Below are 12,087 nucleotides of genomic sequence, written 5' to 3'. Positions count from 1 at the left end.
TCATTGGCCATGGAAATCATCCGGACCTCAGCATATGCCGCCGCGCTCAAGCGGTTGAAGAAGCTTGGTGCGTCATCTGACGACATTATCGCGATGGAAGACGCGATTGCCCGAGCGCCAGAGACTGGGGCTGTTATCCGAGGAACTAACGGCCTTCGATAAATTCGCTTTGGATACGGGGGTCGTGGCAAGAGTGGTGGCGGACGGACGATCTATTATGTGATGTTGGATGATGAAGCGGTCTATCTGCTCGTCGCTTATGCCAAGGTCGACAAAGAGGATCTCACAGCAGACGAGAAGCGGCTATTCCGCACATTGATTGAGGAGTTAAACCATGACTGATCGTACCGAATTGGGTTTGCAGATTGAAGCTGGCCTTCTGGAGGCACTTGCGCATCGTAAGGGGGCGCTGGCACTTAAAAGCCGTCATGTCGAGGCAATGCCTGCGGCGCGTGTCCGCGAAATCCGTCGCGCCCTCGCGAAGAGCACTAAAGAATTTGAGCGGCGGTTCGGTATCCCAGCGCGGACTGTAGAAGGCTGGGAGCAGGGGCGAAAAATCGATGTGGCTCACCGTGTGTTGCTTACGGTGATCGCCAAATCTCCCCATGTGGTGGAAGCCGCCTTGACTGAAGCTTCCTGAATTAGTCAATCTCAGCAATCAGCGCCAGTAAGAGTCCGAACGATAATTATGTTGTATGATATCATTATTTTGCGATTCGTCTGGCGAGCATTTCGACGGCAGGCCGGCGCGGCTCTTGGCGGCGGCAAAGATGGGCAAGACGCGGTTGATCGATAATCTGGCGATTTAGGCGTTGACGGCCTAAAGAGCTACCCCAGTTTGCGTGCGGGTTTGACATCCCTGCGTGGCAAGCGACCTTTTGGTTGACAAAACTATGTAAATAACATAGTTACATTTTGTGAAAATTGAGTTCGACACCGAAAAAGATGCCACCAATATTGCGCGGCACGGTGTTGCGCTTGCTCTGGGTGCAAAAATATTTGACGATCATGAGCTGCTGATTGTGCCTGCAATTAGAGAGCAGGATCGCGAGGAGCGCTATAAGGCGATCGGCCTTATTGGCGACAAGTTGTGAACGGCCATACACGTTTATCGCGGCGATGTGGTTAGGTTTCTGTCGGTACGAAGGAGTAACACTAGTGAACAAAGAAGCTATTATAGCTATTCCAGCTGATCCGACCGATAACGATGACGGTGCAGTCAGTGCGGCAGGTCTTGAGCGGGGTCTAATGGGACGCCGCATCAGAAAACTGCGGACTGGACTTGGACTTTCGCAGACAGAGTTTGCCGAGCGTTATTCGATCCCTCTGGCCAACATACGACAGTACGAAATTGGTAGAACATTGCCCCCGGCAGCCGTGCGTGCGTATCTGCGCGTCATTGAAGCCGAACCTGAGCATGTAGCTCAATTGCTCCAGGCGGCGTAATAGAGGCAATTCAATCAGAAGTGTTATGCGGTCCCGAGGTTGGCGTTACATCCGTGTCGCTCTAGCACCTCTCTTTATGGCAGGCTGTACCAAGTCGCCTTGCCTGAACCGTGCCGGATCAAGTGCCCCTGCTGAAGCAGCCTCTTGAAATGCTCTTTCAGTGTGTTGCGGCTCGCGCCGGTGACTCGGATCATGTCGCCTATTGTTACCCGCCCGCGGCCGCGCGCTTCGTCGACGATCTGCGCAGCCAGCTCTGGCAGCGACGCCATCATCAGCCTTTCGCGCTCAACCTTCTCAGCCAGTCGGCGTTTTTGCTGCTGAAGTGCGCGCATAAAAAACATTGCCCACGGCTGCCAGTCGGGAGCCTCCGTTCGGATAGTTACTTGGGTCTGACGCAGTGCCAAGTAGTAGCCCTCCTTGCTGTTTTCGATCACCGATTCAAGTGAGGAATACGGCACGTAGGCGTAGCCGGCCTGCAGTAACAAGAGCGTAGTTAGAACTCGGCTCAGGCGGCCATTTCCATCCTGAAACGGATGAATTTCCAGGAAGGTCACGACGAAGACGGTGATAATGAGCAGGGGGTGAATGTGCCCCAACTCGCGGGCGTCACGTAGCCAGGTGACAAGCTCGTGCATGCGGAGCGGCGTGTCGAATGGCGACGCGGTCTCGAACACGATGCCGATCATTTTGCCAGTTGCGTCAAAGGCTCCCACGTCGTTGCGTAGAGTTTTGTATTCTCCACGGTGGCGCTCATCCTTGTCACTGTAGCGCAGAAGGTCTCTGTGGAGCTGCTTGATGTGGTTTTCTGAGAGCGGAATATTTTCCCCGGCGCGGAAGACTGTCTCCATTACGTCGGCATAGCCGGCGACTTCTTGCTCATCGCGGCCCGAGAATTTTTTAATCTCTAAATTGGCCAGCAGGCGTTCGACTTGGCGGTCTGTCAGCTTGCCGCCCTCGATGCGGGTGGAGGAGCCGATGCTTTCAATCGTGGCAGTGTGGCGCAGGGCCCTCAGTCGCTCAGGTGCCAGCGTGCCAAGGGCGCGCCAGGCGCCTTTGAATTCGTCAATCTCAGCAATCAGTGCCAGGAGCTCTTGCGTGACCTGTATTGTATCGGTTTTTAGCATATTCTCGCTCGCATCACCCACATTAACACCCATATTCACCCAAAAGTCCAGCCAAAAATGCACCCACATTCACCCAAAGGGATGAATTCGATCCGCCTTATCTATTATAGGGGGGGCTGGTGGCACAGACGAGCGCCGCGCGGGCGGGCGGGTGCCTTAGCAACGTGAGGATCGGCCGCGCGCAGCGCTGCAACATAAACCGCGCGCATTTATATGTGCGCAAAACAAATTAACCTGCGCACAAAAAAATGAGCAAATTAGAATTTGTTCTGACCCTGTGACCGATGCGACCCGATGCAACCGGAGGGGCATACAAGTGTTAGCAGTTTCCCAGGCAACCGGCGCGTGCCTGCCCCAGATATTCAACTTGTAGGTTGCCAAAATTTAGTGTCCGCCACGCAAGGCCTCCCTCGCCATTGGAGGGCAGTGTCAGACCAACATTACCGAGGCCAAGGCATCTCTCGCCCCCGGCAATTTAAAATATTCTTGAAGTATTACGCTATCTTAGCCATCAGTTGCCATGATCTTGGGTTATAAAAACAAAGAGACAGAGGCCTTTGCCTAGGGTCAGTATGTTCGCCGGTTTTCAGGTTTTGAACGTCAGGGATGGCGGCGTCTCGAAGTCTTGGATGCGGCGACTTGCCTGAACGATTTACGCGCCCTGCCGAGCAATCGGCTCGAGGCGTTGCGGGGAAATCGAGGCGGGCAATTCAGTACCCGCATTAATGGACAGTGGCGGATATGTTTTATTGGGCTGGATGGGGCGACAGGTCCATCAGACGTCGAGATTGTTGACTATCACTAGGAACGCAGCGCATGGCACGACCACCTATCCATCCCGGCGAAATTCTTGCCGAAGAGTTATCCGAGCTGGGCGTTACGGCGACCGAATTGGCGCGCCAGATTGGCGTGCCGGCTAACCGGATAACCCAAATCATCCAGGGTAAGCGCGCTATTACCGGAGACACGGCACTAAGGCTGGGTCACTGGCTAGAAATGGCCGCACAATTCTGGCTCAACCTAAAAAGCACCTATGACTTGCGCGTCGCAGAGGCACGTTTCGGTGCCACGATAGACCAACTCCCGACCCGTCGACACTCAGCCAATCTCAGGCAGGGCGTGCAGGCTTGAGGAACCCAATTAACATCCAGTGTTAATGAATTCTTTCAATATTGCTCGTCTACTGGCACCTGCCTGACTGAGTTTAGACGTCGGCCTTGGACCGACAGTGCCCATCGTCACCGCGGCGACAGAAACTAAAGATTGCCATATCTCTCTATAGCTAGCAATACTAAGATTGTGTCATATAGACGCGGGTCGGACGAGCGATGGACAGGGACGTTTTCTAATATGACATCACCCATCCTCGTAACGGGTGCCGCTGGCTTTATCGGCCATGCGGTGGCTCACAGACTATTGGCGCGCGGCGAGCGCGTCATTGGTGTCGACATCGTCAATGATTATTATGACCCCGCGTTGAAAGAATCGCGACTTGCGACCTTTGCCGGGATAAACAGATTCGCCTTTGAACGGCTCGACATCGCCGATGCCGATAGCATGCGGGCGCTCGTCCGCGACAACCACATACTGCGCGTCGTGCATCTCGCGGCGCAGGCGGGTGTGCGCTACAGCATCGAAAATCCGTTTGCCTATGAACGGTCAAACTTGGCGGGCCATTTGTCAGTGATGGAGGCGTGCCGGCATGCCGACGGCTTTGAGCATCTGGTCTATGCCTCGTCGAGCTCGGTCTATGGTGATAAGCCCATGGGCGGCGAAGGCTTTAGAGAAGATGAACCCGCCAACGATCCTGTGTCGCTCTACGCCGCGACCAAGCGCGCGTGTGAGTTGATGAGCCAATCTTATACCAAACTCTATGGCTTTCCGCAGACTGGCCTGCGCTTCTTCACCGTCTATGGACCATGGGGGCGGCCCGATATGGCCTATTTCAGTTTCACGCAGAAAATCCTGCGCGGCGAAGCGATTGAAGTCTATGGCAATGGACAAATGGCGCGCGATTTCACCTATATTGACGACATTGTTGACGGGATCATCGGGTCGCTCGACCACCCACCTGCACACGGCGAACACCGGGTTCTTAACATTGGCGACAGCCATCCAATTGGCCTGATGGACATGATTGAAACGCTTGAAAAGGCGGTTGGGCGAGAGGCGGTCAAGATCATGCGGCCCATGCAACCGGGCGACGTAACCGCGACCTATGCCGATGTGTCGAAGCTGCATGCGCTCACCGGTTACAAGCCAAAGGTCATGCTGGCGGAGGGATTAGAGAAGTTCGCCGACTGGTATCGGGCCTATTACGGACCCGCTTCGTAAACTTACGGTTTTAACTGCGCCTGCCATTCATCAAAGGACGCGGCGAGCTTTCGTCCGGCAATCTGCCGTCCCGCTTCGCGCGGCAAGCCAAGCGAGGATGACAATGGTCCGCCCAGCAGCGCATCACCCAGCGCCATCAGCACCATTTCAAGTGTCAGCTCATGCAGCGAGGTGGCGTCGTCCCCCTCCTCGGCAATCTCATCCACCAGCTTATGGATCGCCTCCACAATAGGGTCTAGCGCGTCTTCATTGCCCGACAGCAGCATCCACGACGCCAGCGCGCCCGCACCTTCACGGTCGAAATGGTCAAAAATCAGGTCGGCCAATTCGTGCGGCGTTACGACCCCGCCACGCATTTGCACCACAGCCTCGGCGATTTTGCTGCAGATATTGTTGCCCATATACGCCGCCAGCGCGCGCTGAAGGCCCGATGCCGACCCAAAATGATGCAGCAAATTGGCATGCGTCCGCCCGATCCGCCCGGCGACCGCCTTTAAGGTAACGGCCTGCGGACCTGCCTCAAGCAACAAGTCACGCGCCGCCTCAAGCGCCGCCATCCGGCTCGCTTCCGGGCTTAATCGGCGCGGCATGCCAACGTCTTTAAATTCAATAATCTTGGATGCCTCAGTCGCCATATTCGACAATACCCCGATGATTTTACAACGCTACGCCAATTGGCAGGTATATCCAAGAGCGTTGGGAGGCAATGCCGCAGAATGTTTTTGGGGTTCGCGCGCGGTTGGCCGACGGATACTTAGCTTGCGAAATCTCGAACCTTCTGGCTCGTTCCTCGGGGCAGAATCATCACTTCATTGCCATTTGCAATGATGAGCAAATCATCAACGCCGTGCACCGACACGCGGATGCCGTCGGCGTGAATAAGGTTGCCGTGGCTGCTATCCAACCGAACAGTGCCGGACGTAACATTTCCATCGGCGTCCTTGTCACCGATGTCGTGCAGCGCATCCCAACTGCCGACGTCGGACCAACCCATGCTCACTGGAGCGACCGCGACCTTCGCCGCCTTTTCCATAATCGCATAATCAATGCTGTCTGCGGGACAGGCGGCGAAGCTATCGGCGTCGGGATTTATGTGATTGCCGCTCCGCTGCGCCTTCGACATTGCGTCCCGAACCGCTGCGCCCATTTCCGAGGCATGTGCCTCCACGGCTTCCAAATATGTATCTGCGCGGAACAGGAAAATACCGCCATTCCACACATGGTCCCCGGCCTCAATCATGGCCGCAGCGCGGGCTGCGTCAGGCTTCTCCACAAAGCGCTGCACAGCCTGAACGCCCGCGCCAACGGCGGAACCCATCTGGATGTAGCCATAGCCTGTCTCGGGGCCGGTCGGGTTGATCCCATAAGTGGCGAGCCAGTTATCCTGAACTAAGGGCAAAAGCGCCCCTGTCGCTGCGTGAAATGCCGTTTCGTCGGTGATGACATGGTCGCTTGGCATCACCAGCATAACCGATTGCGGCGCACTGACGGCAAGCGCCGCCAGCGCAATCGCCGGCGCTGTATTGCGCGCGCAGGGCTCAAGCAAGATGGTCGCATCGGTGACGCCGATTTCGGCCAATTGCGCGCTGACAATCCCCGCATGCGCGGCATTGGCGACGATAATAGGTGCGGTGAAGCGTGCACGGTCCATCACCCGCAGCACCGTCAACTGAAACATCGTATGCGCATCCGTCAGCGCCAAAAACTGCTTTGGCGTTTGCGGCGTCGATAACGGCCAAAGCCGGGTGCCGCCGCCACCCGATAAGATTACAGGACTAATGATCACAATTTTTCCAAATGTCAGGACGTGGGGAGATGGAATTGATATTGCCGATGTTGCGTGCTCGGTCAAACGCCAAAAAACGGTTATATGTCGGCACAAGGGGGCAGGCGGTGCGAGCATGAAGTTGTGACCGCGATTTGCCTATTTGCAACACGCCACCTGCAAAATTTGTCGAGTGCGCAAGCGGACAGGCTCTGCTATCGTTCTTAGCATGAAACTAACCAAGCATCTTGTTGACAAACCCTGGGGTCGAACGGACATTCCGCCAGAATTCGGCACCATGAATGGCCGCCGCGTCGGCGAAATCTGGTATAGCGCCGAAACCGAAGCGCCTTTGCCGATCTTGGTGAAATGGCTTTTTACGTCCGAGAGGCTTTCCATCCAGGTACACCCTGATGACGCACAGGCAGGCGCGCGCGGCATGCCCTCAGGCAAAGAAGAATGTTGGTACATTGTTGACGCAGAGCCGGGCGCGGTCATTGGCATTGGGACCAAGCGCCCGCTTGGCAGCGAAGAACTGTATGCCGCGTCACTTTCGGGCGGGATTGAAGCGCTGATGGACTGGAAAAAAGTGTCTGCCGGAGACTATTTTTACATTCCCGCCGGTACAGTCCACGCCATCGGGGCCGGGATACATCTTGTCGAGGTTCAGCAATATGCGGACATCACCTATCGCCTGTATGATTACGGCCGCGATCGCAAGCTGCATTTGGACGATGGTGTGGCGGTATCGTCTGCAACACCATATACAGATATTCGGTCCGGACATGCCGATCTTGGCGATCAGCTTGTCGCAGGCCCATATTTTCAACTTTGGTATGTCCATGACATGGACAATGTGCCGGCGTTGCCACCTTTAAGCGATATCTGGATTATTCCGTTGTCAGGCAAGGTTCAAACAGATGGGCAGGTCGCCGCCAAGGGCGACTGCATAGTCACGTCTGGCAAAGCAAAAATCACCTTTTCAAGCGACGCAAAGGCGCTTGTTGCCTTCTAGAGAGCGAAGAAGATTTAAGTGGTCCTGACCCTACAATAGAGCGTCCGTGGTATGATGCGGATCAGTTTTTCGATTTTGATGTTGTCGTTGCGCTATTGAATAAGAGAAATATTGATTTAACAGCTTCATTGCATCTGATGATAATGGTCAGTACGATCTGTAATCGAACGGTTAATGAATACATGCCAGATAAACGACGCTTGAAATCTAAAAAAATGTCCGCGAAGTTTATCGCGGCTCTGTCTACGGTATCAAATCTCGATCGACGCGCCAAAAAAATGATCGCATTTGGTGTGGACTCTGTCATTTGCATCTTTGCCATCTGGCTCGCGTTTTCGCTCCGTTTGGGTGATTGGCAACTTTGGAATCCTCCCATACGTAGCGTATTGATCGTATCTTTTGTAATCTGGCCGCCAATTTTTCTAACACTTGGCGTGTACCGGTCCATTTTTCGTTTCGCAGGCTCCGGAACCATAGCGGAACTTGCTCGAGCGATGGCTATCTACCTGTTTTTTATGACGGTAGTTTTTACGTTTATTGGCCTACCGGGTGTCCCCAGAACAATTGGCATTCTTGTCCCTATATTGTTTCTGCTCGCGTTGGTGATGAGCCGGATTGTCGTGCGTTACATCATCAGCGATCTTTTGGGGCAGCGGGCCTTTGGCGGTGAAACGAAAAGGGTGCTGATTTATGGTGCCGGCAGTGCGGGGCAGCAGTTGGCAATATCCACGCGGCATTATCCGGGAATGTATCTCCTTGGATTTGTCGATGACGATCGCCGACTGCGCGGCCAACGACTGGACGGCAATCCCGTTTACCATTCTAGCGATTTGGTGATGCAAGTGGAGCGGCTCGGCGTGACGGACATATTGCTTGCCGTTCCGTCCATGAGCCGAAGCAAACGAAAAGACATCGTTGATGACCTGAAACGTTTCGGCGTGCATGTGCAAACATTACCCCAAATTCAGGATATTGTTGCAGGCAAGGTGTCCATTGCCGATCTGCGCGAGGTCGAAGTCGACGATTTATTGGGCCGTGATGCAGTTGCCCCAAATGATCTGCTGATGGGGCGCACAATATTGGGCAAGACCGTGATGGTCACTGGCGCAGGCGGCTCCATCGGTAGCGAATTATGCCGTCAGATAATGGCCATCGGTCCACAAAAACTGATCCTTGTCGAAATGACCGAATTCGCGCTCTACAAAATTGAGCAGGAACTGCGTGAAAATGCGGCGGCGGGCATTTCCCGTTCAGACATTGAAATTTATCCTGAGCTTATCAACACAGCGGCCACGCGTCCGGTTTCCTCTGTGATCGGGGCGTATCACCCCGACACGATTTTTCACGCCGCGGCCTATAAACATGTGCCGTTGGTGGAACATAATCCTATCTCAGGCATGGGCAACAACATCCTTTCCACGCGAAATCTTGTCCAAGCGGCAGAACAGCATGAGGTAGCGCATTTTATACTCATCAGCACGGATAAGGCGGTCCGCCCGACCAATGTCATGGGTGCGAGTAAGCGCGTTTGTGAGCAAATTCTTCAGGCAAAGGCCAAGGAGGGGTCGAAGACCCGGTTCAGCATGGTTCGCTTCGGTAACGTGCTTGGGTCAAGTGGATCAGTGGTGCCCAGGTTCAAGGAGCAAATCGCAAATGGCGGGCCAGTGACACTGACCCACAGGGACATCATTCGCTATTTCATGACCATTCCTGAGGCCGCCCAACTTGTTATTCAGGCTGGCAGCATGGCAAAGGGTGGCGAGGTCTTTGTTCTCGACATGGGTAATCCCGTCAAGATATTCGATTTGGCGTGCACGCTGATTAGCCTTTCGGGCCTTACCATCCGCGACGACGACAATCCCGATGGCGACATCGCGATTGAAGAAATTGGCCTTCGACCCGGCGAGAAGCTTTTCGAGGAGCTTCTTATTGGCGAAAATCCGATGCCCACAAAGCACCCGCGTATCATGCAGGCGATGGAGGGTCATATGTCTTGGCAGGATCTATCCGCCGCCTTGGACCAGCTGGAATCGCACGTTCACACAGGTAACAGCGATGCCGCCGTCAGCTTGCTGCGCGATCTCGTGCCTGAATATCAACCCAATGCCGACAACAACGCAGGCGTGGCTGCCGCCTAGGCGGCTTGCAGGCCGTCCATTTGTGCGCGGATGTTGAACGCGGGTGGTCGCGGCATACAGGCGGGTTCTGCGCCTGCGCCATCCAATGCATTTTCATATAAAACGCGGCTCGCCGCCGCGCGGCGGCCTTTGCTGTGCCGTGATGCCGTCTTGCCCGTGTGTTGAAAGCCAAGCTTGCGCAGCACTTTGCCCGACGCGGGATTGTCGGTGAAGTGGCTGGCGATAAGCTTTTTATGGCCTATCGTCCGGGCGATGTTGATAACGGCGCGGCTGGCCTCGGTCGCAAAGCCAAGGCCCCAATAAGGCCGTGATATCCAATAGCCCAATTCGGCGTCGCCATCGCGCAGGCCAATGCCACATGCGCCAATCAGGCGCGGCGCATCATTTGTACGCAGCATAAGCAGGAAGGCGGGATACAGCGCATCATGCTCTTGCGCCGCAAAGGCCGCAGCGTCATCCGTTGTATACGGCCAAGGCGCACGTGCAAGGTTGCGGACGATGCCTTCATCGGCAATCGCCTGATGCAATTCGGCTGCATCCTCTGGCCAGCTTGGCCGCAACAATAACCTTTCCGTTCTCGCGAACATCCTGTTTCTCCGCTGCTGCGCCGCCCTTTGACATCTCAAAGCGACAGCCATGTTACATTCGCCCTGTGAAAAGCGATGAACAGGGAGAATGAGGCAAAAAGAAAGGGAGACCGGTTGACCCGTCTCCCTGTTCAAAGGTGGAAACCACCTGACATGATTTCCGGGTCATCCGTCTGGACAACCCGGTATCGATTGTCCTGTTTATTCGGCGGCCATCGCTGGCATATCGACCGACACATATTTGCGGCCGAGTTTGCCAGCATGGAATCGCACGCGGCCTTCGACGAGCGCGAACAAGGTGTGGTCCTTGCCAAGGCCAACGCCCGAACCAGGATATACCTTGGTGCCGCGCTGACGGATAATGATGTTACCGCCGATGACATTTTCGCCACCGAACTTCTTTACGCCAAGACGACGGCCTGCTGAATCGCGACCGTTGCGTGACGAACCACCTGCTTTTTTATGTGCCATGGTCTAAACTCCTACGTCAGAGCGTTGCCGCTCAAGCTTTCTTAGGGGCTGCAGCCTTTTTGGGCGCAGCGGCTTTCTTTGGCGCGGCTTCCTTGGCAGGAGCAGCAGTGGCAGCAGCCTCAACCTTCTCGGCCTTAGGCGAAGCAGCCTTTTTCTCTTCCTTGCCAACGGCAAGGATACGCAGAAGCGTCAGCGACTGGCGATGACCCTGCTTGCGGCGATAGTTGTGGCGGCGACGCTTTTTAAAGACGATGACCTTTTCACCACGCTCTTGCGCAATGATTTCGGCAGAAACGGTCAAGCCGTTTACGTCCTGCGCCTTGTCACCGTCACCGGCAAGAAGGACGTCACCAAGCGAGATTTTGTCACCCGCTTCACCAGACAGCTTTTCAACTGCGATTTTATCTCCGGCGGCGACGCGATATTGCTTGCCGCCTGTGCGCACGATTGCGAACATGGCTTTAACTCATCCGTTTCTACAGCTTAGCGCCTTATAAGGGCGGGTTGCTCAGGCGCGTGACATAGCGGAGACGAATCTCAACAGGGTCACACAAGAATGGGCGCAGCTAGTGCAAGCAAATATCTATGTCAACGTATAATCCAGCGTTTTGGGGCTTATGACGCCGCCTGCGCCGCCACTGAGATGCGCTTGCATGCGCCTCCAAGCAGGCTTAGACGACGGATATGTTGAATTTCAAGCCTGCATCCCCTTTGCTTCTGCTCCTGATCCTTGCCGCATGTGGCACAAGTGAGGGGGGATTTCCCTCGCTGGAGCGCCGGAGTTATGAAGCCGACGCGCCGATTGCTGCGCCCGGCGATTCGGCAATTTCGCCATTTGTGGTATCTGCTGAATTCGCTGCAAAAATCGACGCGCTGCAGGCGCGGCACACAGCGGCGCATGGCGCATATCTGCGCGGAATGCCCGCGGTGCAGTTGACCGCTGCACAGGCGGCCAGAACATCCCCGGGCAGCGAGGCGTGGGTGAATGCGCATCTTATGCTGTCACGGCTGGACAAAATGCGGTCCGATTCGGTGGCCGCCTTGCGTGACTTTGACGCGTTGATAGCAGAGGCAGCCGCGCGTGACGCGGGCCTTGCGGCGCATCTGACAGAGGCGCAGCGACCAGTGGCCGAAGACGTCGCAGAACAAAATGCGGAAATCGCGCGGCTTTCGAAGGTGATTGGGGAATAGCTATTCCCGGGTAAAG

At 55.3% G+C, this 12,087-nt stretch carries 17 protein-coding genes; 11 read left to right on the top strand and 6 right to left on the bottom strand.

Annotated elements, in window-relative coordinates; translation table 11 throughout:
* The first annotated feature begins 9 nt into the window (after positions 1-9).
* The 5 genes from HEQ18_RS09510 to HEQ18_RS09490 all read left to right on the top strand — a co-directional run bounded on the left by HEQ18_RS09510 (position 10) and on the right by HEQ18_RS09490 (position 1,446).
* Complete coding sequence (locus HEQ18_RS09510) at positions 10-162, top strand: hypothetical protein (RefSeq protein ID WP_432814533.1); 153 nt, start codon at positions 10-12, stop codon at positions 160-162.
* A gap of 60 nt (positions 163-222) precedes the next feature.
* Entirely contained in the window at positions 223-342 is a 120-nt protein-coding gene (locus HEQ18_RS09505) for a hypothetical protein (protein WP_432815984.1), read from the top strand.
* Positions 335-640, top strand: a complete 306-nt coding sequence (locus tag HEQ18_RS09500; protein ID WP_432814532.1) for a helix-turn-helix domain-containing protein — start codon at positions 335-337, stop codon at positions 638-640. The genes HEQ18_RS09505 and HEQ18_RS09500 overlap by 8 nt, the downstream gene beginning before the upstream one ends.
* A gap of 277 nt (positions 641-917) precedes the next feature.
* Entirely contained in the window at positions 918-1,094 is a 177-nt protein-coding gene (locus HEQ18_RS09495) for a BrnT family toxin (RefSeq protein WP_432814531.1), read from the top strand.
* Positions 1,095-1,158: 64 nt separating this feature from the next.
* On the top strand, positions 1,159-1,446 hold the full coding sequence (locus HEQ18_RS09490) for a helix-turn-helix domain-containing protein (protein ID WP_432814530.1): 288 nt from the start codon (positions 1,159-1,161) through the stop codon (positions 1,444-1,446).
* 74 nt (positions 1,447-1,520) lie between these two features.
* On the opposite strand, the gene HEQ18_RS09485 is transcribed toward HEQ18_RS09490, so the two are convergent.
* The gene (locus HEQ18_RS09485) at positions 1,521-2,633 is read right to left on the bottom strand and encodes a Fic family protein (protein WP_432814529.1); all 1,113 of its coding nucleotides are present in this window, start codon (positions 2,631-2,633) and stop codon (positions 1,521-1,523) included.
* Between the two features lie 562 nt (positions 2,634-3,195).
* Here HEQ18_RS09485 and HEQ18_RS09480 point away from each other — a divergent pair.
* The 3 genes from HEQ18_RS09480 to HEQ18_RS09470 all read left to right on the top strand — a co-directional run bounded on the left by HEQ18_RS09480 (position 3,196) and on the right by HEQ18_RS09470 (position 4,904).
* The gene (locus HEQ18_RS09480) at positions 3,196-3,375 is read left to right on the top strand and encodes a type II toxin-antitoxin system RelE/ParE family toxin (RefSeq protein ID WP_432814528.1); all 180 of its coding nucleotides are present in this window, start codon (positions 3,196-3,198) and stop codon (positions 3,373-3,375) included.
* A gap of 11 nt (positions 3,376-3,386) precedes the next feature.
* Positions 3,387-3,701, top strand: a complete 315-nt coding sequence (locus tag HEQ18_RS09475) for a HigA family addiction module antitoxin (protein ID WP_432814527.1) — start codon at positions 3,387-3,389, stop codon at positions 3,699-3,701.
* A gap of 219 nt (positions 3,702-3,920) precedes the next feature.
* A complete protein-coding gene (locus tag HEQ18_RS09470; RefSeq protein ID WP_432814526.1) occupies positions 3,921-4,904 on the top strand; it encodes an SDR family NAD(P)-dependent oxidoreductase in 984 nt (327 codons plus the stop codon).
* Between the two features lie 2 nt (positions 4,905-4,906).
* Here HEQ18_RS09470 and HEQ18_RS09465 read toward each other — a convergent pair whose 3' ends face one another.
* Positions 4,907-5,539, bottom strand: a complete 633-nt coding sequence (locus tag HEQ18_RS09465) for a TetR/AcrR family transcriptional regulator (protein ID WP_397605263.1) — start codon at positions 5,537-5,539, stop codon at positions 4,907-4,909.
* A gap of 119 nt (positions 5,540-5,658) precedes the next feature.
* On the bottom strand, positions 5,659-6,690 hold the full coding sequence (locus tag HEQ18_RS09460) for a mannose-1-phosphate guanylyltransferase/mannose-6-phosphate isomerase (protein WP_432814525.1): 1,032 nt from the start codon (positions 6,688-6,690) through the stop codon (positions 5,659-5,661).
* 208 nt (positions 6,691-6,898) lie between these two features.
* On the opposite strand from HEQ18_RS09460, the gene HEQ18_RS09455 reads away from it, so the two are divergent.
* Together HEQ18_RS09455 and HEQ18_RS09450 are read left to right on the top strand one after the other, a co-directional pair.
* Positions 6,899-7,684 (top strand): class I mannose-6-phosphate isomerase, encoded by a 786-nt coding sequence (locus HEQ18_RS09455; protein ID WP_432814524.1) that lies wholly within the window; start codon positions 6,899-6,901, stop codon positions 7,682-7,684.
* A 515-nt stretch (positions 7,685-8,199) separates the two neighbouring features.
* Positions 8,200-9,822, top strand: a complete 1,623-nt coding sequence (locus tag HEQ18_RS09450; protein WP_432814523.1) for a polysaccharide biosynthesis protein — start codon at positions 8,200-8,202, stop codon at positions 9,820-9,822.
* On the opposite strand, the gene HEQ18_RS09445 is transcribed toward HEQ18_RS09450, so the two are convergent.
* The 3 genes from HEQ18_RS09445 to rplU form a co-directional block, all read right to left on the bottom strand.
* Positions 9,819-10,409, bottom strand: coding sequence for a GNAT family N-acetyltransferase (locus tag HEQ18_RS09445; protein WP_432814522.1), 591 nt, complete (start codon positions 10,407-10,409; stop codon positions 9,819-9,821). The genes HEQ18_RS09450 and HEQ18_RS09445 overlap by 4 nt on opposite strands.
* 201 nt (positions 10,410-10,610) lie before the next feature.
* Positions 10,611-10,880 carry a 50S ribosomal protein L27 gene (gene rpmA / locus HEQ18_RS09440; RefSeq protein WP_295443149.1) on the bottom strand — a complete coding sequence of 90 codons (270 nt, stop codon included), beginning with the start codon at positions 10,878-10,880 and terminating at the stop codon, positions 10,611-10,613.
* Positions 10,881-10,911: 31 nt separating this feature from the next.
* Positions 10,912-11,337, bottom strand: coding sequence for a 50S ribosomal protein L21 (gene rplU, locus HEQ18_RS09435; RefSeq protein WP_432814521.1), 426 nt, complete (start codon positions 11,335-11,337; stop codon positions 10,912-10,914).
* A gap of 227 nt (positions 11,338-11,564) precedes the next feature.
* On the opposite strand from rplU, the gene HEQ18_RS09430 reads away from it, so the two are divergent.
* Positions 11,565-12,071 carry a hypothetical protein gene (locus tag HEQ18_RS09430; protein ID WP_432814520.1) on the top strand — a complete coding sequence of 169 codons (507 nt, stop codon included), beginning with the start codon at positions 11,565-11,567 and terminating at the stop codon, positions 12,069-12,071.
* The last annotated feature ends 16 nt before the right edge of the window (positions 12,072-12,087 follow it).

This window comes from Sphingorhabdus sp., from assembly GCF_050921905.1.
Taxonomy (GTDB): Bacteria; Pseudomonadota; Alphaproteobacteria; order Sphingomonadales; family Sphingomonadaceae; genus Sphingorhabdus_B.
Note: the sequence above shows the minus strand (reverse complement) of the source record. Positions and strands in the feature narration are given on the sequence as shown.